General features: G+C 37.1%; 16 protein-coding genes and 1 pseudogene. 6 read left to right on the top strand and 11 right to left on the bottom strand.

From position 1 onward, the window contains the following. Window positions 1-265: 265 nt before the first annotated feature. Window positions 266-1,504: an FG-GAP repeat domain-containing protein gene (locus H6G44_RS09120; protein WP_190385176.1), complete on the bottom strand. Its 1,239-nt coding sequence runs from the start codon at window positions 1,502-1,504 to the stop codon at window positions 266-268. Window positions 1,505-1,939: 435 nt separating this feature from the next. On the opposite strand from H6G44_RS09120, the gene H6G44_RS09115 reads away from it, so the two are divergent. Next, complete coding sequence (locus tag H6G44_RS09115; RefSeq protein ID WP_190385177.1) at window positions 1,940-3,247, top strand: aminopeptidase P N-terminal domain-containing protein; 1,308 nt, start codon at window positions 1,940-1,942, stop codon at window positions 3,245-3,247. Window positions 3,248-3,640: 393 nt separating this feature from the next. Here H6G44_RS09115 and H6G44_RS09110 read toward each other — a convergent pair whose 3' ends face one another. Further along, window positions 3,641-4,387 (bottom strand): rubrerythrin family protein, encoded by a 747-nt coding sequence (locus H6G44_RS09110; RefSeq protein ID WP_190385178.1) that lies wholly within the window; start codon window positions 4,385-4,387, stop codon window positions 3,641-3,643. A 67-nt stretch (window positions 4,388-4,454) separates the two neighbouring features. On the opposite strand from H6G44_RS09110, the gene H6G44_RS09105 reads away from it, so the two are divergent. Beyond that, window positions 4,455-5,840 carry an aldehyde dehydrogenase gene (locus H6G44_RS09105; protein WP_190385179.1) on the top strand — a complete coding sequence of 462 codons (1,386 nt, stop codon included), beginning with the start codon at window positions 4,455-4,457 and terminating at the stop codon, window positions 5,838-5,840. Between the two features lie 116 nt (window positions 5,841-5,956). Here the strand turns inward: H6G44_RS09105 and H6G44_RS09100 are convergent, their stop codons facing one another. Then, window positions 5,957-7,684 (bottom strand): bifunctional serine/threonine-protein kinase/formylglycine-generating enzyme family protein, encoded by a 1,728-nt coding sequence (locus H6G44_RS09100; protein ID WP_190385180.1) that lies wholly within the window; start codon window positions 7,682-7,684, stop codon window positions 5,957-5,959. Between the two features lie 62 nt (window positions 7,685-7,746). After that, window positions 7,747-8,523 carry an ABC transporter permease gene (locus tag H6G44_RS09095; protein ID WP_190385181.1) on the bottom strand — a complete coding sequence of 259 codons (777 nt, stop codon included), beginning with the start codon at window positions 8,521-8,523 and terminating at the stop codon, window positions 7,747-7,749. A 117-nt stretch (window positions 8,524-8,640) separates the two neighbouring features. On the opposite strand from H6G44_RS09095, the gene H6G44_RS09090 reads away from it, so the two are divergent. Next, window positions 8,641-9,789, top strand: coding sequence for a DegT/DnrJ/EryC1/StrS family aminotransferase (locus H6G44_RS09090; protein WP_190385182.1), 1,149 nt, complete (start codon window positions 8,641-8,643; stop codon window positions 9,787-9,789). Window positions 9,790-9,876: 87 nt separating this feature from the next. Here the strand turns inward: H6G44_RS09090 and H6G44_RS09085 are convergent, their stop codons facing one another. After that, on the bottom strand, window positions 9,877-10,620 hold the full coding sequence (locus tag H6G44_RS09085) for a DUF561 domain-containing protein (protein WP_190385183.1): 744 nt from the start codon (window positions 10,618-10,620) through the stop codon (window positions 9,877-9,879). Window positions 10,621-10,921: 301 nt separating this feature from the next. Here H6G44_RS09085 and H6G44_RS09080 point away from each other — a divergent pair, with 301 nt between their 5' ends. Together H6G44_RS09080 and H6G44_RS09075 are read left to right on the top strand one after the other, a co-directional pair. Next, window positions 10,922-11,764, top strand: coding sequence for a CemA family protein (locus tag H6G44_RS09080; RefSeq protein WP_190385184.1), 843 nt, complete (start codon window positions 10,922-10,924; stop codon window positions 11,762-11,764). Window positions 11,765-11,852: 88 nt separating this feature from the next. After that, window positions 11,853-13,094, top strand: coding sequence for a hypothetical protein (locus H6G44_RS09075; protein WP_190385185.1), 1,242 nt, complete (start codon window positions 11,853-11,855; stop codon window positions 13,092-13,094). A 97-nt stretch (window positions 13,095-13,191) separates the two neighbouring features. Here H6G44_RS09075 and H6G44_RS09070 read toward each other — a convergent pair. From H6G44_RS09070 to H6G44_RS09045, 6 genes and pseudogenes are all read right to left on the bottom strand, one after another. Further along, window positions 13,192-13,398, bottom strand: a pseudogene (locus H6G44_RS09070) (molybdopterin-dependent oxidoreductase); the annotation flags it as partial. Between the two features lie 270 nt (window positions 13,399-13,668). After that, entirely contained in the window at window positions 13,669-14,232 is a 564-nt protein-coding gene (locus tag H6G44_RS09065) for a 5-formyltetrahydrofolate cyclo-ligase (protein WP_190385254.1), read from the bottom strand. A 226-nt stretch (window positions 14,233-14,458) separates the two neighbouring features. Continuing rightward, window positions 14,459-15,403, bottom strand: coding sequence for a GDP-L-fucose synthase family protein (locus H6G44_RS09060; RefSeq protein WP_190385186.1), 945 nt, complete (start codon window positions 15,401-15,403; stop codon window positions 14,459-14,461). 19 nt (window positions 15,404-15,422) lie between these two features. After that, window positions 15,423-16,502, bottom strand: a complete 1,080-nt coding sequence (gene gmd / locus H6G44_RS09055; RefSeq protein ID WP_190385187.1) for a GDP-mannose 4,6-dehydratase — start codon at window positions 16,500-16,502, stop codon at window positions 15,423-15,425. Between the two features lie 335 nt (window positions 16,503-16,837). Further along, window positions 16,838-17,596 (bottom strand): sugar transferase, encoded by a 759-nt coding sequence (locus tag H6G44_RS09050; protein WP_190385255.1) that lies wholly within the window; start codon window positions 17,594-17,596, stop codon window positions 16,838-16,840. 113 nt (window positions 17,597-17,709) lie between these two features. Then, the gene (locus tag H6G44_RS09045) at window positions 17,710-18,852 is read right to left on the bottom strand and encodes a glycosyltransferase (protein WP_190385188.1); all 1,143 of its coding nucleotides are present in this window, start codon (window positions 18,850-18,852) and stop codon (window positions 17,710-17,712) included. 210 nt (window positions 18,853-19,062) lie between these two features. On the opposite strand from H6G44_RS09045, the gene H6G44_RS09040 reads away from it, so the two are divergent. Continuing rightward, the gene (locus tag H6G44_RS09040) at window positions 19,063-19,995 is read left to right on the top strand and encodes an NAD-dependent epimerase/dehydratase family protein (protein WP_190385189.1); all 933 of its coding nucleotides are present in this window, start codon (window positions 19,063-19,065) and stop codon (window positions 19,993-19,995) included. Window positions 19,996-20,485: the final 490 nt, after the last annotated feature.

Genomic DNA, 20,485 nt, shown 5'->3' with positions numbered 1-20,485 from the left:
CGCTGCTAACTCTCTTTGCGTGCCTTCTTTATTTTGCCAAGCACTTAATATTTTTTGTCTTATATCAGTCGAATATGCTGCTGCCATATATATCTCAATTATTTTCTTTTTTTCCATCTTTAAAGTTTACCATCTTTGGACCGCGTTTGAGATCAAACTGCTGTATATTATTGGTAATCAAAAAAATATAACTAGCAATAAAAAAGCGATCACTTTCCGTAAAATCATAGAAAGCAATCGCTTATAATTGTTAGGAATTACCAAATCAACCTGTATACCATTCTGGAGTCAGCTTCTCCGTATCAGCAATAGGAGTTTCAGTAGCTAGAGTTCCATTCATAGTCCAGATTTTATCTGCGGATGTTTGTTGATCTCTCCAGTAAATATCAGTCTTACCATCACCATTGAAATCACCTAAAGATGCTGTCAAACCAGGAGTATTACTAGGTAAGAAAGCTTCGGAACTAACTGCTGTACCATCCATCAACCAAGCAGTATTTGCACCAGTAGTAGCATTGTGCCAGAAGATATCAGTTTTACCATCACCATTGAAATCACCAATTTTTGCAGTCCAATCTGTACCTAATGTACTGACAGTACCCTCAGTCACAAAAACACCATTCATTGTCCAAATCTTATTTTCCCCTGTTTGGGTGTTGCGCCACAAAATATCAGTTTTGAAGTCGCCGTTAAAATCCCCCAGGGTAGAGGTCCAAGAAGCATCCTGTGCTTGCAGATTATACTTGGTGGCTTGACTACCATCCATAAACCAAGCGGTATTTTCCCCTGTGGTGGTATTGCGCCAGAATATGTCACTCTTGCCATTACCATCAAAATCAACGATAGTTGCAGTTAATCCAGGACTGGTAGTTTCTAAGATATTGGCACTAATTACTGTTGTCCCATCCATTTGCCAAATGGCATTTTCACCAGTAGTCCCATTATGCCAGAAAATATCAGTTTTGCGATCGCCATTGAAATCACCAATATTTGCAGTCCAACCTGGATCAACCCGATCTAAAGTCAAATAATTAGAAACTTTTGCACCATCCATTAGCACAATTATATTATCGCCAGTTGTCTTATTGCGTAATAAGAAATCAGTCTTATTATCACCATTAAAATCAGCAAGTTTATAGTCATAAGCTGTTAGGTCATATTTACCTAAAGAACCCTGTTCCAAAACCTGTGTACCGTTCATCAACCGCACTAGAATTTCACCAGTTTGAGCATTTACCCACAGTTTATCTGTTTTACCATCACCATTAAAATCAGGAACAACTGCTGCACTAGTTAAATAAGGATTAGGATTGGGATTAGCACTACCAACTGGTAATGTAGCTAGTGGATTTGTTGGTAATAATGGGTCTGCTAATGGAGAAACAGAAGAACTTCTACTACTAAAAGATGAAGTTTTTAAATCCTCAAGAGGTGATCCTTGCTCAATTTTATCTTGAGCTTGTAAACCGTAATTTCTTGTATCTAAAGATAATTGATCAGACATGATGCGTTTTTATGAGTAATTAATATCTATTTTTAATTTGCTTTTCATGAAGATTCTGTAAACAGTAAACATCTGGTTAATTATTTTTATTTAATGTCAGTATTTATAGACATTTTAATTATGTTTATAAATACGAACTTTTAAAAATTAAAAGTAATATCTAAACAATCAAAAAATATTTTATATTCTATTAATTAAAGTCATCATTTAAAGATAAAGTTCTGGTTTCTTGACATCGAAATTTTCAATAATAAATAATATATGTAAGCATAAAACTCCACCTCCGTGTCCTCTGTGGTTCGTCCAAAAAAAGATTGGTGAACACAAATAAAGAGAAAATTAGCTAAAATAAGTAAAACTAGCAATTTTCTCGACAACATTCTTAGTAGTCTATAATTGTTAAATCTCAAAAACAATACCATCAATAAATCAACTATGCAAACAGAATATCGGCAACGTCGTGAGCAGTTAATGGCGAAAATAGGCAGCGGTACAGCGATTTTCAGGAGTGCGCCCACAGCAGTAATGCACAATGATGTCGAGTATGTTTATCGTCAGGATAGTGATTTCTTTTACTTAACTGGCTTTAATGAAGCCCAAGCCGTCGCAGTTTTAGCACCCGATCATCCAGAACATCAGTTTATATTATTTGTGCAACCGAAAGACCCAGAAAAGGAAGTTTGGAATGGTTATCGTTGTGGAGTAGAGGGAGCAAAAGAACTTTATGGTGCAGACGCAGCTTACTCCATTGCAGAGTTAGACGAGAAACTACCCCAATATTTAGAAAAAGCCGCTTGTATTTATTATCATTTAGGGCGTGACCACCATTTTAACAACAAAATTCTCCAACATTATCAAAATCTACTTCTAAGCTATCCTAAACGTGGTACTGGTCCAACGTCTATCGTTGATGCTGGTACTGTTATCAACAATTTAAGGTTATATAAAAGCAAAACAGAATTAGACCTTATCCGTCAAGCTGTAGAAATTGCAGCAGAAGCTCATGATCATGCTTTGAAAAACGCTACGCCGGGACGTTATGAGTATGAAATTCAAGCAGAAATAGAACATATCTTCCGGTTAAGAGGCGGAATGGGTCCCGCTTATCCTTCTATTGTTGCTTCCGGTGCGAATGCTTGCGTACTGCATTATATTGAAAATAACTGTAAAATGCAAGAACATGATTTACTGTTGATTGATGCTGGTTGCGCTTATGGTTATTATAATTCAGACATTACCCGGACATTTCCTGTTGGTGGTAAGTTCACACCAGAACAAAAAGCATTATATGAAATTGTATTAGCAGCACAAAAACAAGCAATAGCAGAAGTTAAACCGGGTAATTCTTTTCATGCACCTCATAATGCAGCGGTACGGATATTAACAGAGGGATTAGTGGAACTGGGTTTACTCAAAGGGGAAATTGATAAATTAATCGCCGAGGAAAAATATAAACCCTTTTATATGCACCGCACCAGTCATTGGTTAGGTTTAGATGTTCATGATGTCGGCGTTTATCAATATGGAGAAAACCCCCAAATCTTACAAGCGGGTCAGGTGTTAACCATAGAACCAGGACTTTATATAGTCCCGAACACGAAACCCGCAGAAGACCAACCAGAAATTGACCCCCGTTGGGTGGGAATTGGGATTCGTATTGAAGATGATGTATTAGTTACTCAAGATGGAAATGAGGTTTTAACAGCCAAAGTTCCCAAGGAAATCAAGGATTTAGAAAGATAGTATTTTGCAGGGTGGGTAATGCCCACCATATCATGATTGAGAAGGTATAAAATATGAATCAATCTACATCCGATGGAAGATATTATGAAATGTTTACATTTTTACCCTTAATAATACTACTATACTTAAATATGTAAAGTTTTGTAACGACATTCAACATTTCTGCCAAAATGGTAAGAGGGTGTTTGAAAAGTAAGTGAGTGAGTAAAAAAGCTCTCCCAGTGTAAGCTGTGAATAGAAAAAACACAGTGCTGAGAGAGTAATATAAGTAAGGGATACCCCAGTAATTTGACTAACGCGCAATATGAATTGATTCCAGAAGCCAAAAAAGGTGGTCGCAAGCGTGAAGTCGCTATGCGGAAAGTCAGAGATTATGAGTTATTACCGGAAACATCAGAGACTTTTATTTACCTTGCCATGATCTGGCTCATCGTGAGAAAATTTTTCAAATATCTTAAAGGTTTTCTTCGTTGCACCACAAATAGGACAATACCAATCATCAGGAATATCTGCAAAAGCAGTACCCGGAGCAATTCCCGAATCAGGATCACCAGTCACAGGATCATAAATCATACTACATTGTCTACAAATCCATTTTTGGGTTTCGGGATTTTCATCTACTACTGTGGTGGCTGCTTCCCCACCATTTAATACTTTCAACGCTTCAGTGTAGCGATCTGCGTGATAATTTTCAATGAATTTGAGCAATCCAAATCGATGGGCTGCGGTACGAAATGTGTTAGCATGATCGTTAGATTCTTGAGCTTGTTTGAGAAATTCAGCCGCTGCAGGATCATCCCGATCCGTTTGGGCAGCAGCAGCAAATTCAGGGTACATTGTCGTGTATTCATAGGTTTCTCCTGCTATTGCCAAGGATAAACAACGAGAGATGATTTCCTGTTTTTGTTCAACAGTTAAAACCGCTGCATCTTTGACAACAAGTTCTGGATGTAATAACTCAAAATGTGCAAAAGCGTGCTCAGTTTCTTGATCTGCTGTTTCTTTAAAAAGTTTCGCTAAATCGGAAAATCCTAGTTTACGTGCTACCGCTGCAAAAAATAGGTATTTACGATTTGCCATTGATTCCCCACCAAAGGCTGATTCTAGGTTTTGTAGTGTGGTAAAATTGGACAAATCCATAATTTGTGAATCTCTACGAGAGGTTATTGCATTATACTAAAACATATACTCGAATATTTTGTTAAAAATGATTACTAACGAATTACCAAGGTGCATCGAGATTATTGCTAAACAACGGCAGTTTTTCCAAACTGGTAAAACTAAAGATCTGGCTTTTCGGATTGCTCAACTCCAAATTCTCAAACAATTAGTAATGGAGAATAAATCGGCAATTATCCAGGCATTAAAATCAGATTTACATAAGCCTGAATTTGAAACTTACGCTACAGAAATCGGTGTTAATAAAGAAATTGATTATGCCCTTAAACATATCAATAATTGGACAAAACCCAAAAAAGCAGCCGTTCCTTGGGACTTGTTTTCATACTCGGCTAAAATATATCCCGAACCCTTGGGAGTAATATTAATTATTGGTCCTTGGAATTATCCTTTTCAATTAATTATCTCACCTTTAGTTGGGGCGATCGCTTCGGGAAATTGTACAATCATTAAGCCTTCAGAATTTGCACCTCATACTTCTAATTTAATCTCAGAACTAATTCATAAATACTTTTCTCCAGAGTATATTACTGTCATCCCTGGATCAGTAGAAACTAGTCAACAGCTACTAGCAGAAAAATTTGATCACATCTTTTTTACTGGTGGTACAGCTATTGGTAAAATCGTCATGGAAGCTGCTGCAAAACATCTCACTCCAGTTACTTTAGAATTAGGAGGAAAAAGTCCTTGTATCATTGATACAGACATTAATTTGGAACATACCGCCAAACGCATTACTTGGGGTAAATTTATTAATGCTGGACAAACTTGTATCGCTCCTGATTATCTTTTAGTAGATCAAAAAATTAAACCGGATTTAATCAATGCTTTGAAAAAATATCTTCAAGAATTTTATGGGGAAAATCCAGCTACCAGTCCTGATTATGCCAGAATTATTCATCAAAAGCATTTTCACCGATTAACTAATTTACTCAAATGTGGCAAGGTGATCATCGGTGGAGAAACTAAACCTGAAGAACTTTATATTGCTCCCACTTTATTAGATAATGTTTCTTTAGAAGATGCAGTCATGCAAGATGAGATTTTTGGTCCGATTTTGCCAATCATTGAATATACAGATATCAATGAAGCTATTACTTTAATTAACTCTCGACCAAAACCTCTGGCTTTATATTTATTTTCCCAAAACAAAAACCTGCAAAAACGCATTTTACAGGAAACATCATCTGGAGGAGTATGTATTAATGATACGGTAATGCAAGTTGCTGTCTCGTCTCTACCATTTGGAGGTGTGGGTGATAGTGGAATGGGTAGCTATCACGGAAAAGCGAGTTTTAACACATTTTCTCATTACAAGAGCGTGCTACAAAACTCGTTACCTTGGGATATAGATTGGCGATATGCACCCTATCAGGGTAAATTATCGCTATTGAAAAAAATTATAGGGGTTTAATATATTTATTTTTACCTACAACGCTCCAAAAAAGACCAGGCTTGTGAACCATGTTCCTGGTCATAAAGATGATTCAACTTCTGACCATAGAATTTTTCCATCAACCGTAGGGGGGATTAAGAACGACTGGGGGACAACACCACCCGAAAACCATAGAAGTAATTGCGACTGCAACAGGGAGATTTGAGACGACACGCAGAACGACAGTATCTAGCGTAGTCGTGCCAGCAACCACCACGAAGAACCTTTTCACCTACACTGATTCTGCTCTGCCAAGAACTACCATCTGTAGGTGCATTTATATAGTTTTCATGGCGTTCATCTTCGCACCATTCCCACACATTTCCGTGCATATCATACAAACCGAAAGCATTAGGAGGAAAAATTCCTACATCTGTAGTTTGTTCTCGATATTTGCCTTTTGGTGCAGACGGGTACGGATAATTACCATTGTAATTGACTAAATCCGTGGTGACGTTGTCACCAAAATGAAATGGCGTTTTTGTTCCAGCCCTACAAGCGTACTCCCATTCAGCTTCACTTGGTAATCTGTAGTTTCCTAGTGTCGAGTGATTTAACTTTTGACAAAATTTAACTGCATCTTCCCAACAGACTCCTTCAACTGGGCGATTGTCGCCTTTAAAGTAAGAAGGATTAGTCCCCATGATAGTCTGATATTGTAGTTGTGTCAACTGATATTTTCCTATAAAAAAGCCGGGAACTGTAACTTCATGTTGGGGACTTTCATCACTAAATCTTTCCACTTCATTTTCTGGTGAACCCATGAGAAAAGTTCCTCCAGGTATGGCTATCATCTCTAATTTGACACCTTTTCCTAAGTCTTCTGTAAATGATAGTGCGGAATTTATATCTAAGGGAGTATTTCCTGGGATTTTGGTTATGTTTGTTGGTGAATAAATTGACTGTTTTGAGGAATGGGGAGAAACTTGTTGTCGGACTCTTGCTTTGGTATTGGATAATGCTGCTAAAACTTCTGTAGCTGATTGATAACGGTTAGCGGGAATATCCTGCAACATTGTTTCTAATACATCTTTTAATTCCTGACTTACAGAAACATATTTTTGCCATTGCCACTGCATTGTATTAGTATCAAACAATTTATCTACACCATTAATTTCTTGCAAATGTCCCGTTAATAATCTCACACAGGTAACTGCTAAACTATAGAGGTCACTACTATGGTAAACTATACCCCGAAACTGTTCTGGTGGAGCAAATCCAGGAGTACCAGTAATAGTCCCAAATCTAGTTAAAATACTGCCAGTTGTTTCTTTGGAAACCCCAAAATCAATTAAGAATAATGTCCCATTTTTACTTTTAATAATATTTTCTAGTTTTATGTCTCGATGAATAACTTGATTGTCATGGATAAATTGTAAAACTGGTAATAATTTTTCCAGAAGAGTTTTGATTTCTGGTTCTTTTAATGTTCCTTTATTTTGTAATTCTTGTAGTAAGTTTTGACCATCAATAAATTCTTGAATCAAATAAAGTCTACCATCTTCGGGAAAAAATGCCAGTAAATCTGGTATTTGCGGATGTTTTCCTAGTTCTTGCAGTCTTTTAGATTCTTGTTTAAATAATTCAGTGGCTTTTTGTAATGCGATGCTTCCCGCTTGTTGGGGTAAGAATTGTTTGATCACACAGGGTGTATTTAATCTTTTCTCATCTAATGCTTGAAATGTTCTCCCGAAACCACCTTCTCCGAGAATTTTTATGGGACGATAACGACCATCTAGCAGGATTTTACCACCACATTTTTCACAAAAACTAGCATCCTGGAGATTTTGGTGAAGACAGGTGGGGTTTAGACATTGACTCATGATGAATACTGGATATTATTAAGAATGATGATACTATATCAGTTTAGCCAATGAACTATGTATTACCTAACTAACTGCATGACAGAATTGAAAAATTGTCGACATAAGCCCTTAGTAATTAAAATGGTTGTTAACAAATTTGTCACAGCTACCATAAAAATAATTAAAATCTCATAGGATACAGCCTCTAGGGGTGTGATACCAGCTAATAATTGTCCATTGGTGAAGGTTGGTATTGTCACCATACCAATTAACATCATTTGATTCAAGGTGGGCATAATTGCAGCGCGAATGGCTTCTTTCTGGTAGGGTTTAATCGCCTGTACGGGAGTTGCACCTAAACTTAAATGGGTTTCTATTTCTGTGGGAAATTGCTTGATACTACCAACAAAACGTTCTCCAGCTATTACTGCTGCATTCATGGCATTACCCAGCAATATGCTTGCTATTGGAATGATATAACGTGGTTCATACCATCTTTCTGGTTGAATAATTAAAAAATTGGTATAAAGTAATGTTAAGGACGTGCTGACAAAAATCGCACTTCCAGCTAAAAGTAAGACTTGCGGAATTTTTTGACTGATGCGGTTGCGAGTAATAATTGCAGTAATTGTCAGAATTATTGCTAAAATTCCCACTACCGCCCAAACATTGTTAACGGCAAAAATGAAGTCAAAAGTGTATCCTAATACAAGTAGCTGGAGAATAGTTCTACCAGTAGCTACACTTAAATTTAATTCTAGTCCTAATTGCTCCCACGCCGATATACCAATGGCAATGGCCATTAAACCCATTGCTAAAGCCAAATCTACCATATCTAATTTGATTAGCTCTGGCATAGTTTCTCTACCTCTTAACAATTAAAAACTTTACGTATTACAGGGAATAGGGAACAGAGAAATCTTTTTAACCTGACAACTGACAACTAACAACTGACAACTGACAAATAAAACCTCATGATTAAAAGTGTAAATCCGATTCCCGCCTTTGATATTAAACAACAATATGCCACCATTGAAACTGAAGTAAGTGCTGCTGTCTTAGCAGTTCTGGCTTCTGGGCGTTATATTGGAGGTCCTGCAATTACAGATTTTGAACAACAGTTTGCAGCTTATCATGGTGTTAGTGAATGTGTAGCCTGTAACTCTGGTACTGATGCTCTATTTTTAGCATTACGTGCTTTAGGAATTGGAGCAGGTGATGAGGTTATTACCACCCCATTTACCTTTTTTGCAACGACAGAAGTTATTAGTGCTGTCGGGGCAACACCAGTATTTGTGGATATTGACGCGACTACGTTTAATTTAGATGTGTATAAACTAGAAGCAGCAATTACACCAAAGACCAAAGCGATTATCCCGGTCCATTTATTTGGAATCCCTGTGGATATGACAGGATTAATGGAGATTGCTAAAGCTCATAATTTAGCAGTAATTGAAGATTGCGCTCAAGCTACTGGTGCAAGTTGGGAAAATCAAAAAGTTGGTAGTATTGGCCATGTTGGTTGCTTTAGTTTCTACCCTACCAAAAATCTGGGCGGTTGTGGCGATGGTGGGGCCGTTACCACAAATGATCCAGCGATCGCTACTCAATTGCGAATTTTGCGAGAACATGGTAGTAAAGTAAGATATATTCATGAAGAAATTGGTGTTAATAGTCGTTTAGATGCTATTCAAGCCGTAATTCTACAAATTAAACTTCGTTATCTGGATCTTTGGAACAACAGACGTAAGCAAATCGCTGATTATTATTACCAACATCTGAGCCAAATTTCTGATATCATTGTCCCCCAAGAATTGCCTGGAGGAGTTGGTGTTTGGAATCAATACACTATTCGGATTTCTGGGGAAAGACGCAATGGTGTCAGCGGTAAATATCGAGATTTTGTCAAAAATCAAATGCAGGAACAGGGGGTTAATTCCATGATTTACTATCCTTTACCTTTGCATTGGCAGCCAGTGTATAAAAATTTAGGTTATCAACCAGGACAATTACCGATAGCAGAGCAAGCCTGTCATGAGGTTTTATCTTTACCCATGTTCCCAGAATTAGAGGAAGAACAACAAGATCAGGTCATTGATACCCTGAAAAGTTGTTTATCTTGAATTTGTCGAAGTGGGAAGAAACAGGAGAACAGGGGAACAGGGGGAGAATAAATTCTCCTTTCTTCTGAACTCCTGAACTCCTTCCTTTTAAGCAAATGTGCGGATATTGACTGCTGCCAAAGCTTCTGCCAAACTACGTACAGCAGCAATCATGGCGATTTCGCTGTTGAGTTGGCTGATAGCTGAACCGACACCAACACCAGCCGCACCGGCGGCAATGGCCATTGGTGCAGTAACATTAGAAATACCGGAAGCACACAATACAGGGACAGAAACCGCACGGGCAATTTCATAAGCTGCGGCTAAAGTAGGAGTAGCCTTTTCAATTAAACCCAAAGTACCGGGGTGGATAGGATTGCTACTAGTACCACCTTCAGTTTGAATGATATCAGCGCCAGCTTTCACCAAATCCTCAGCCAATTGTACTTGTTGGTCTAAGGTAAGAATATGGGGAACAGTCACAGATAGGGTAATTTCTGGCAGCAAGGCACGAGTTTGGCGAGTTAGTGTCAAAACCTCAGCAGCTTCAAATCTACGCCCTTGAGCGTAGAAAGAATCGAAATTCCCGATTTCAATTAAATCAGCACCAGCAGCGACAGCGGTTACAAATTTTTCCGGTTCAACCGCAGATACACAAATAGGTAATTTAGTCAAGCTTTTTGCCAATCTTACCAAATCTATATCAGCAGCAATATCTACAAAGGTAGCACCACCTAAATCAGCGGCTTTGACCGTTGCGGAAACATTAGCAGTATTGAAGTTATTCAAACCGCTAATGACTTTTAGTACAGGACGAGAGAATGCACGTTTGAGGTTAGGATACATAGTCATAATTTTTCTTTTGCAGCTTATTTCAGTAGAAATATTTTTACACTAAATATAACCATCCTACTACAATGAGGGGAATATATGAAGATTTGTTGACAAATCAGGGTTTGAGCCTATACTGAGAGATATTTTTACCATTGTTCTAAATTTTCCACCAACCTCTCAGTTAAATTAGATGAAACTGGCAATAGATCATAAGAAAATGGTATGTATTTTACAGTTGAATATCAACCTTTTTAATTGTTATAGTTGTAGACGTTGATCATGGCTACATCTAACCTCTAATTTATAGATTTATCTTACCATGAAAAAATCATCACAATCTCCTGAGGATGTTTCCTCACAACCATTTACAAAAACAGGGATATTTCCCAGATCAATTGGTAGAACATTTAAAAAAATTCTTAGTGATATATCACCGAATGCAGATCAAGAATTTATTAAAAAGTATCGAATATCCAGACAGCGGACAACTATAGCTGTGAAATTCTTATTACTATTGATAATAATTCCTCTGCTGACTCATCAATTATCTAAACGGATATTTATCCTTCCTATAATAGAAAGAATGAGTAATGACAACTCCAGCAAAATTTTTATAAATCAGGAAATGGAGGAAAAAGCTTTTCATGAATTAAAAACATTTACAGCAGAATTAAAGTTTAAAAGTTTGCTGAATTCAGAAACGAAGATTTCTCAAGAAAATATACAATCCAAGATTAAAGAAAAAGCGATAGAATTAGCCGCAGAATTTCGAGGTAAAAGTGCTAATGCTATTAGTAATATATTTGCTGATATTTTAGCATTTATCGCCTTTGCATTAGTAATTGTTTTTAGTACAAAAGATATTATTTCTCTCCAATACTTCATCGACCAAACCGTTTATAGCTTGAGTGATAGTGCTAAGGCTTTTTTAATTATTTTAGGTACAGATGTATTTGTAGGATTTCACTCACCTCATGGGTGGGAAATAATGCTGGAAGGATTTGCAGAACACTTGGGTTTACCAGCAAATAGAAATTATATGTTTATGTTTATTGCTACATTTCCTGTGATTTTAGACACTATAGTTAAATATTGGATATTTCGCTATCTTAGTCGTTTATCACCTTCAGCATTAGCAACTCTCAAAGAAATGGATGATTAATTACCTTGGTTAATTGGTGATATTTTCCATTGTCAATACTTCTGAAGATGCTAAAATAGATAATAATCATTGTTGCCATTCAAAAATTATGCGTATCCTATCTAACCAAAAAATTAAAATTACAGCATTTATTGCTACTTTATTGATAGTTGGTATGACTAATAAACAGCCAATTAAAAAACAACAGATTGTTAAAAATCCAACATTATCCCAAATAGTAAATTCTCCATTTGCAGGATTATCTGATAATTTATCTACGCCAAAACCAGCTAATTTAAATGTTAAAGATAATGAAAAATCTATATTTTATTCAGTTATTAATGAATGGAAAAAGTATCAATATAGTATCAATCCTCATCAGTTATTAAAATCAGGAAAATTACCAAATAGACAAATAAATTTTAATCAAGCTGATTTGTTAATCGTACTCAAAAATACAAGACAATATTTTCAAAAATATTCTCAAGAAGACCCCGATATTCAACGTGCAGGAATTTTATTAACTCAAGGAGTTACAGTTAAAGATATTCTGAAAACTTTGGATTTCATGATTGTTGTTTTAGAAGAAGATATTACTAATAATCGCACAACTCGGTTACAAGATGCAAATTTTATTAACGCCAATTTCCGCGTGATTAAATGGTCTGCTCATAATCCAGAAAATCCCCGACAGAAACAATTAAGAATTACTAAATACGCGGTTTTTGTTCATACTGGTTCTCGACAAAAAACTTCTAAATATAATACACCAATCTACGCCATTAACGAAGAATTAAGTCAAAATAAATTTTACACTCAATATACTAAACAAGATGTTTTATCAGGTATTTATGAACCTGGAGGTAAGGAATTTGGTAAAGTTAAACCTATTGCTTATTTAACTCGTAATGGGTTAGAAGCAGCACTCATGCAGGGAACTATTTTAGTTAATTTTACTGATGGAACTAAAGAGTTTTTAAATGTAGATAGAAATAATGAAATGTCCTATATTAGGGGTTTGAAAGCTACTGCACAAAAACGTTATTGGTATTTTAAAGAAGTTGATGCCATTAAAGGTTATGGATATAAAATAGATGCTAAAATATCCATTAAACCGGGAGTAACATTTGCGGGAGATGTTTTGAATATTGGTTTAGGAAAAATAATTATTATTGAAGATAATCAAAAACAGTTAAAAATGGGCGTAATTGCGGATACAGGTGGCGCATTTTTGCCTAACCTTTATCAACTTGATTTTTTAGCCGGAACTTTTGCTAGTGAAAAAGATTTTGAACAATATATTCAAAAATTACCTGAATATACAAATGCTTATATTTTAGTGAAAAAATAAGGTCAGTTGTTAGTTGTCGGGGTAATTATAATTTTCTTTCTCCTAATTCCTGATAGCGAAGCGTGGCGTTAGCCATACTCTTGAACTCCTATTTTATTTACAATCCTACAAACGATTCATAACCCCTATCTTCCCAATAACCTTGAGCATTTGATAACTCACTGGTGAGGGTGATTCCTGTCACCCATTTACTTTGTTTATAGCCAAGTTTAACTGGTGAGACTAACCGCAAAGGTGCACCATGTTTTTGATAAGCTAATAAAGTTTGAGGGTGTAAAGCTGAAGCTATATCCCAACTTTCATAACTGTAATTAATTACCTGAACCATTGACTCCAATAAACACAGCCAAATCAGGAGGAAGCGTTAATTTGAGTTCTCGAAAACCTCGAAAGTTTTGTAAATGTAGTTCTTCAATGTGCATATTTATAATTTAATTGTAAATTAAAACCGCCAACAAGATGATATTTTTATCTTATCAAAAATTTCCGATTTAATAAAATCAGGACTTATGCAAAATATCTCTCAAACCCTCATTTCTCTGTTATCTCTGTGCCTGGAGTGGTTCATTCATCTTTAATCTCCATTTTCTGTAATCACAGTTTCTAAAGGCTTATCCCAACTATCAACCGGTAATTGAGATAAATAAGCAAAATCAAAAACCACCCCCATAGTTAGTTTCCTATCCCAACCGGGAGAATTTAACAAACGGTCATAATACCCTCCACCATAACCCAAGCGGTATCCTTGGACATCACAACCCACACAGGGAACAAGAATTAAATCCACTTCCTCAATCTCAATTATTGGTGCTTCATAATGAGGTTCCTTGATTCCATAAGCACCAATATTAATCGTGTCATTAGGTTGCCAAAAATGCCAAACTAGAGACTTATCAACACAACGGGGAAACCCCCAACGTTTATTAGTATTAGTATATAGCGAGCTAATATCAGGTTCTTGACGAAAACTGAAAAAAGACAGAATAGTATTTGCTTGATTAAATATAACTGAGTTTTCGATGTTAGTGGTCAGGCGATCGCTTTTTTCCCGCCATTCTAATAATGGCATAGACTGGCGTTTTTGGAGTAAAACCCGGCGCAATTCCTTTTTACTGAATTGTGAATTAATTATTTCCAAAGCCTCATAAAATTCCTCTTTAACCTCTTTCCTCCGTGTCCTCCGTGCCTCTGTGGTTAGATAAATCTCTCTTTCCCACCCTCTGTATATATCGTTATCTCTCGTTCCCATACTCTGTATAGGAATGAATTAAGAAGGATCTGCCTTCTATTGTATACTAGAGTCAGAGACTCTAGAAGGCATTCCCAGTCCGAGACTGGGAACGAGAGAAACGAGAGAATAACCTTTATGCAGCGTTTTTCCGCCACCAATCAATGGTACTCTTTAAACCTGTTCTAAATTCTACCTCAGCGGTAAAACCAAAAGCCTGTTTTGCCCTTTCCGTATCTAAACAACGTCGGGGTTGACCATTGGGTTTATCGGTTTCCCAAACAATTTCCCCGTCATACCCCATTAATTCGCAAATTAAGGTAATTAGGTCTTTAATGGATATCTCGTAACCAGTTCCTAAATTAACAGGTTCAGCATCATTATAGAACTGAGTTCCCATCACTATACCTCGTGCAGCATCCGTAGAATACAAAAATTCACGAGTAGGAGAACCGTCACCCCAAACAGGAAGTTGTTTTTCTCCCCTAGTTTGGGCTTCTTGTACCTTGCGAATTAAAGCCGGAATCACATGAGAACTATTGGGGTTAAAATTGTCTTCAGGTCCATACAAATTCACTGGTAAAAGGTAAACACCATTAAAGCCGTACTGCTGACGGTAAGATTGTAATTGTACCAACAGGGCTTTTTTGGCAATTCCATAAGGAGCGTTAGTTTCCTCTGGATAACCATTCCAGATATCATCTTCTTTAAATGGTACAGGAGTAAACTTAGGATAAGCGCAAATAGTTCCTACACAGACAAATTTTTCCGTACCTTGTTGATAAGCCGCATGGATTAACTGCGTCCCCATGATCAAGTTATCATAAAATAACTCACCGGGTTTTTCTCGATTTAGACCAATACCCCCCACATGGGCAGCTAGATGAATGATAATATCCTGTTGGTCAACTGCCCGTTGGCAATTTTCCCAAACCCGCAGATCACAATCGTGCGATCGCGTCACTGTAATTTTATCACGTTCAGCGCCATTTTGACAAAGTTGATCTATCACTTGACGACCGAGAAAACCCGCCCCACCGGTCACAAGAATCCGTTTATTTTCTAATTTTAAGGCAGTCATATGTTATCCTTGATCTGAATTAAAAGTGCAGAGATCCCAATTCTTGACGGGTAGTAGCAATATCTTGAGGTTGTTTTGAACCACTACCATTGGGGGAAGTACAACCCACAGCTTGTAAATCAGCTTCGACCATGAGCGCGACCAGTTCTTTAAATGTTACCGATGGTTTCCAGCCTAATTTTTGCTGGACTTTAGTTGGATCACCTATTAATAAATCTACTTCGGCTGGACGCAAATAACGCTGATCAAACTCTACGTAATTCTGCCAATCGAGATTAACATAACTAAATGCTAACTCCAAAAACTCTTTGACTGAATGGGTTTCTCCCGTAGCCACCACATAATCATCTGGTTGTTGTTGCTGCAACATTAACCACATGGCTTTTACGTAATCTTTCGCATAACCCCAATCTCTCTTAGAGTCCAAATTACCCATAAAGATATTTTTTTGTTTACCAGCGACAATGCGGGCTACGGCTCTAGTTATTTTACGGGTAACAAAGGTTTCACCCCTTCTAGGCGATTCATGATTAAAAAGAATACCATTACAAGCAAATAAATCGTAAGATTCGCGGTAATTTACGGTTTGCCAATGGGCGTATACCTTAGCACAAGCGTAAGGACTACGGGGATAAAATGGTGTAGTTTCATTTTGTGGGACTGCTTGTACCAAACCATACATTTCCGAAGAACCAGCTTGGTAGAAGCGGACTTGAATACCAGTACGATGTTGATAATCACGGATTGCTTCTAATAAACGCAACGTACCCATACCTACAACATCTGCTGTATATTCAGGTGAATCAAAGCTTACCCGGACGTGGGATTGAGCCCCCAAATTATAAATTTCCGTAGGTTTGACTTCTTCTAAAATCCGTCGTAGTGTTGTTCCATCCGTCAAATCACCATAGTGTAGAAAGAGGCGTGCACTTTCATTATGGGGATCTTCATACATATGGTCAATCCGGTCTGTGTTAAAAGTAGAAGTGCGGCGAATAATCCCGTGGACTTCATAACCTTGTTCCAGTAAAAGCTCAGTTAAATAAGAACCATCTTGACCAGTAATACCAGTAATTAAAGCCCGTTTTGATTGTGTCATGCTTGGTGATATCTTGTTGTTTTTAGTTAAAAATTACAAACATTATGATCTTAACTAGTAGTTGAGTGCAACTATTATCTAATAGTCAAGCTATAAGTATTAATTGCGATCAACAGTTAACGACCAAAGAGTATTTTCAATCAAAAACACTCTAACAAATAATTATGGATTTAGTTCCGTTAACATTCTTGATCTTGCATATAATAATTATTATTGGTGTTCAAAATTTATTTAGTCTTGTGTATAAGTAAAGTATAAAAATATTCATACCTTTGTGATTAAATTAGGTTTTTGGGGCATTAGATTGCCCCACAATAGGGAATTTGCGTACTTAGTTAGTAAGCTCCTTTGTTTTTGGGCAGAATGACCACATTAACTGTTTTGAGAATAATCCACAAATCGAGCCAAAAATTCCTAAAATTGACATAGTTTAGGTCTATTTGCACCCGCCGGGGATAAGGAATATCATTACGTCCAGATACTTGCCACAAACCAGTAATTCCGGGACGAATAGTCAAAACATGATTGATATAATCACCATATTTGATTAATTCTTCCGCTACTAAAGGTCGTGGACCAACTACACTCATGTCTCCCTTAAGAACATTCCAAAATTGGGGAAACTCATCCAAACTAGTAATTCGCAAAAAGTGACCAACTTTAGTGATTCTAGGGTCTGTTTTCAGCTTGAAATTGGTTTCAAATTCCTCTCGCAGATTAGGTGACGCGGCCATCATTTCCGCGAGAATTGTGTCAGCATTGTTGACCATAGTGCGGAACTTAATGCAATTAAAGCTCCGGTAGTTTCTGCCTACCCGTTCTTGAACATAAAAAACAGGACCTTTAGAGCTGATAACTATCAATAAGGCCAATATTATGTAAATGGGAGAAAACAAAATCAAGACCGACAATGAAAAAACTATATCAAACAGTCGTTTAAAAAACTCTCCGTATAAACCCTGAAAAGATAAACTTTTGGATTTTACCTTTGGCTGTTTAACTTTTTGACCACGTTTTGATAAAACAGCCATAGATGTACTGTTATCCTTTCGCGGGTTTCGCTTGCCGGAGAGGAGTGAACTCTGGGCAGTCATCATACTCCTTTATAATCCACACCACACATAGTCCCAATCTTAAAGCTAAAAGGCAGTAATTTTGAGGAAAAATTTGCCCCCTTTCTAGAAAATAAATACAAAAAGGCTGATGTTTACTGGTGGTAAACTCTTTTTTCACGACATTCATTGACAAAACTTAGATACCGTTCTGCAAAAACCTGACGAGAAAATTGATTAGCGTGTGTTTGTATATATTGATAATTGTATAAATGTTGATTATCGGCAAATTTTTCTACGGCATCTATTAAAGCTCCTACTGTTTGCATTTTAAATAATATACCAGTTCCTGTGTCAGGATGTGTCTGAATATCTCTAACTGTTTCCAATGCACCACCAGAACCGTAGGCAATTACGGGAGTTCCACAGGCTTGAGCTTCAACTAGGGCAATACCAAAGTCTTCACAAGCTGCATAAACAAAGGCTTTGGCACGGGACATATAATTTTTGACGATATGATCAGGTTGCCATCCTAAGATGCTAATATGTGGTTGAGCTATTTCCCGCAATTTGTTCATTTCTGGTCCTGTACCAATAATGATCAATGGTTTTTTTAGGTGATTAAAAGCCTCAGTAATTAAACTAACTTGTTTATAACTGACCAATCGGGAAACTATCAGGTAAAAATCCTCTTTTTCGGAAGAAAACGGACATTCATCCAGATTAACTGGTGGATAGATAACAGTTGCTTCTCGACGATAGCACCGCCAAATTCGTCTAGCTGTATGTTGGGAGTTGGCAATGAAGTAATCTACTCTATTAGCACTAATTACGTCCCATTGGCGCAAATTATGCAGGATATAGCGTGTAATCCAGCCAATTCCTCCTCGGCCTAGTTTACTTTGCCTGAGATAGTCAAAGGTTAAATCCCAAGCATATCGCATCGGACTATGGCAATAACAGATATGCAATTGATTCGGCGTGGTTAAGACCCCTTTGGCTACGGCATGAGATGAAGATAAAATTACTTCATAGGCTCGCAAATCCAATTGCTCAATGGCCAAGGGTAATAAGGGTAAATATTTTTGTACTCCTTGACGCGCTTGGGGAAGTTTTTGTAAAAACGTTGTGCCAATTTGACGTTTGTACAAGTAACTTTCGGGATTACTGGATTCAAAATCTATCAGGGCATACAAATCAGCATTAATGTGATTTAATATTTCCCGGACTACGAGTTCTGAACCACCTGTGGCTTGAGGGGTTAACCACTCATGAACTAAGGCATATTCTAAGGACACAGTTAAGTTGAATGGGTGGAAGGTAATTAAGCTAATTTAATGAGGTGGTTTTCAATTCTCCTCAGTTTCTTTGATCGAGAAATAGTAACATTCCTAGATTTAATACAAGATACAATCCTACCAAAAGATGTTCCTCCAGTGATACTACAACCTGATAACCTCAGAAATAAGGCTGATTTGCCACTCCGGTTATTGAGGAATTAGAACGTTATGCGGATTTTGGTTATTGGTGGAACTCGCTTTATTGGTGTGTACTTAACTCAACTACTGATAAAAGCTGGACATGAGGTAGTTTTGTTTAATCGTGGTAATCATCCCACACCTTCAGGAGTAGGACAAATTATAGGCGACCGCACTGACTCAAATCAACTTCAAGAAAAATTAGCACAGGAAAACTTTGATGTTGTTTTTGATAATAATGGCAGAGAGCTTGCGGATACGCAACCCCTGGCAGAAATTTTTCAAGGCCGGATAAAACACTTTGTTTATATGAGTTCCGCTGGGGTGTATCTGAAATCTGACCAAATGCCTCATTTGGAAGGGGATACAGTAGATCCTAAAAGTCGTCATAAGGGTAAACATGAAACGGAATCTTACCTCAAACAATTAGGTATTCCCTTTACTTCTATTCGTCCTACTTATATCTATGGTCCCCAAAATTATAACCCTTTGGAAAGTTGGTTTTTTGAAAGAATTATCCGTCATCGTCCCATTCCTATCCCTGGTAATGGTATGCACTTGACTCAGCTAGGTCATGTATTAGATTTAGCCCAAGCAATGATACAAGTAATTGGCAATGAAAAAGCAATTGGACAAATTTATAATATCTCAGGCGATCGCTATGTCACTTTTGACGGTTTAGCTCGTGCTTGTGCTGTGGCCGCTGGTCAATCTGCCGATGATCTCAAAATAGTCCATTATGACCCTAAAAAGTTTGATTTTGGTAAACGCAAATCTTTCCCTATGCGAGTGCAGCATTTCTTTGCATCAATAAATAAAGCACAAATAGAATTAAATTGGCAACCTCAATATGATTTAATTTCTGGTTTAAAAGATTCTTGGGACAATGACTATTTAATCAGTGGACAAGATAAATTAGAAGTCGATTTTTCTGTAGATGATGAAATCTTGAGCAGTTTATAATCGGTAATGGGTAAAGAATGTTTTAAAAGTGGTATCCCGTAATTTTTATCACATTTTTACCCCTCTTAGTCTTTATGAAGGGGAGAAACAAGAAAATCCAGTTCCCTCCCCAAAGCATAAGGGAGGTTTAGGGAGGGGTCGAAAATATTTGATACATCAATCATAACTTTTCCAACACCCTCTTAAATATCTCCAAAAAAATGGTAGAGATGTTACATATAACTTCTCTACAGGGGTTTCAGATTACGCGGATTTAATTCCTGGTCATGATACAATAGCAGCCCGACAGCTTATTTACTACTTGCCCTGTTTGGAGCAAGAATAGTCTTAAAAATGTCTAGAAACCCAAGAGAATCAATTTCAATGCCAGAAGGTTCAGGATTTTGGCTGTTTATACCCGCACACAAGAGTTTCATGATTCAACTTTTTTTCACTGAGCTTAAAACTGGTGTATAAGAGTGTTTCTTGTCTGTTCCCTTTTTTTTGTAAA

This window comes from Aphanizomenon flos-aquae FACHB-1287 (genome assembly GCF_014698755.1).
Classification (GTDB): domain Bacteria; phylum Cyanobacteriota; class Cyanobacteriia; order Cyanobacteriales; family Nostocaceae; genus Dolichospermum; species Dolichospermum flosaquae.
This window is presented reverse-complemented; position numbering and strand designations above follow the sequence as displayed.

What these genes read in the sequence shown, in the direction of transcription:
- H6G44_RS09120 (WP_190385176.1), bottom strand. Translation starts at nt 1,504, where the DNA reads ATGTCTGATCAATTATCTTTAGATACAAGAAATTACGGTTTACAAGCT.
- H6G44_RS09115 (WP_190385177.1), top strand. Translation starts at nt 1,940, where the DNA reads ATGCAAACAGAATATCGGCAACGTCGTGAGCAGTTAATGGCGAAAATA.
- H6G44_RS09110 (WP_190385178.1), bottom strand. Translation starts at nt 4,387, where the DNA reads ATGGATTTGTCCAATTTTACCACACTACAAAACCTAGAATCAGCCTTT.
- H6G44_RS09105 (WP_190385179.1), top strand. Translation starts at nt 4,455, where the DNA reads ATGATTACTAACGAATTACCAAGGTGCATCGAGATTATTGCTAAACAA.
- H6G44_RS09100 (WP_190385180.1), bottom strand. Translation starts at nt 7,684, where the DNA reads ATGAGTCAATGTCTAAACCCCACCTGTCTTCACCAAAATCTCCAGGAT.
- H6G44_RS09095 (WP_190385181.1), bottom strand. Translation starts at nt 8,523, where the DNA reads ATGCCAGAGCTAATCAAATTAGATATGGTAGATTTGGCTTTAGCAATG.
- H6G44_RS09090 (WP_190385182.1), top strand. Translation starts at nt 8,641, where the DNA reads ATGATTAAAAGTGTAAATCCGATTCCCGCCTTTGATATTAAACAACAA.
- H6G44_RS09085 (WP_190385183.1), bottom strand. Translation starts at nt 10,620, where the DNA reads ATGACTATGTATCCTAACCTCAAACGTGCATTCTCTCGTCCTGTACTA.
- H6G44_RS09080 (WP_190385184.1), top strand. Translation starts at nt 10,922, where the DNA reads ATGAAAAAATCATCACAATCTCCTGAGGATGTTTCCTCACAACCATTT.
- H6G44_RS09075 (WP_190385185.1), top strand. Translation starts at nt 11,853, where the DNA reads ATGCGTATCCTATCTAACCAAAAAATTAAAATTACAGCATTTATTGCT.
- H6G44_RS09060 (WP_190385186.1), bottom strand. Translation starts at nt 15,403, where the DNA reads ATGACTGCCTTAAAATTAGAAAATAAACGGATTCTTGTGACCGGTGGG.
- gmd (WP_190385187.1), bottom strand. Translation starts at nt 16,502, where the DNA reads ATGACACAATCAAAACGGGCTTTAATTACTGGTATTACTGGTCAAGAT.
- H6G44_RS09050 (WP_190385255.1), bottom strand. Translation starts at nt 17,596, where the DNA reads ATGACTGCCCAGAGTTCACTCCTCTCCGGCAAGCGAAACCCGCGAAAG.
- H6G44_RS09040 (WP_190385189.1), top strand. Translation starts at nt 19,063, where the DNA reads ATGCGGATTTTGGTTATTGGTGGAACTCGCTTTATTGGTGTGTACTTA.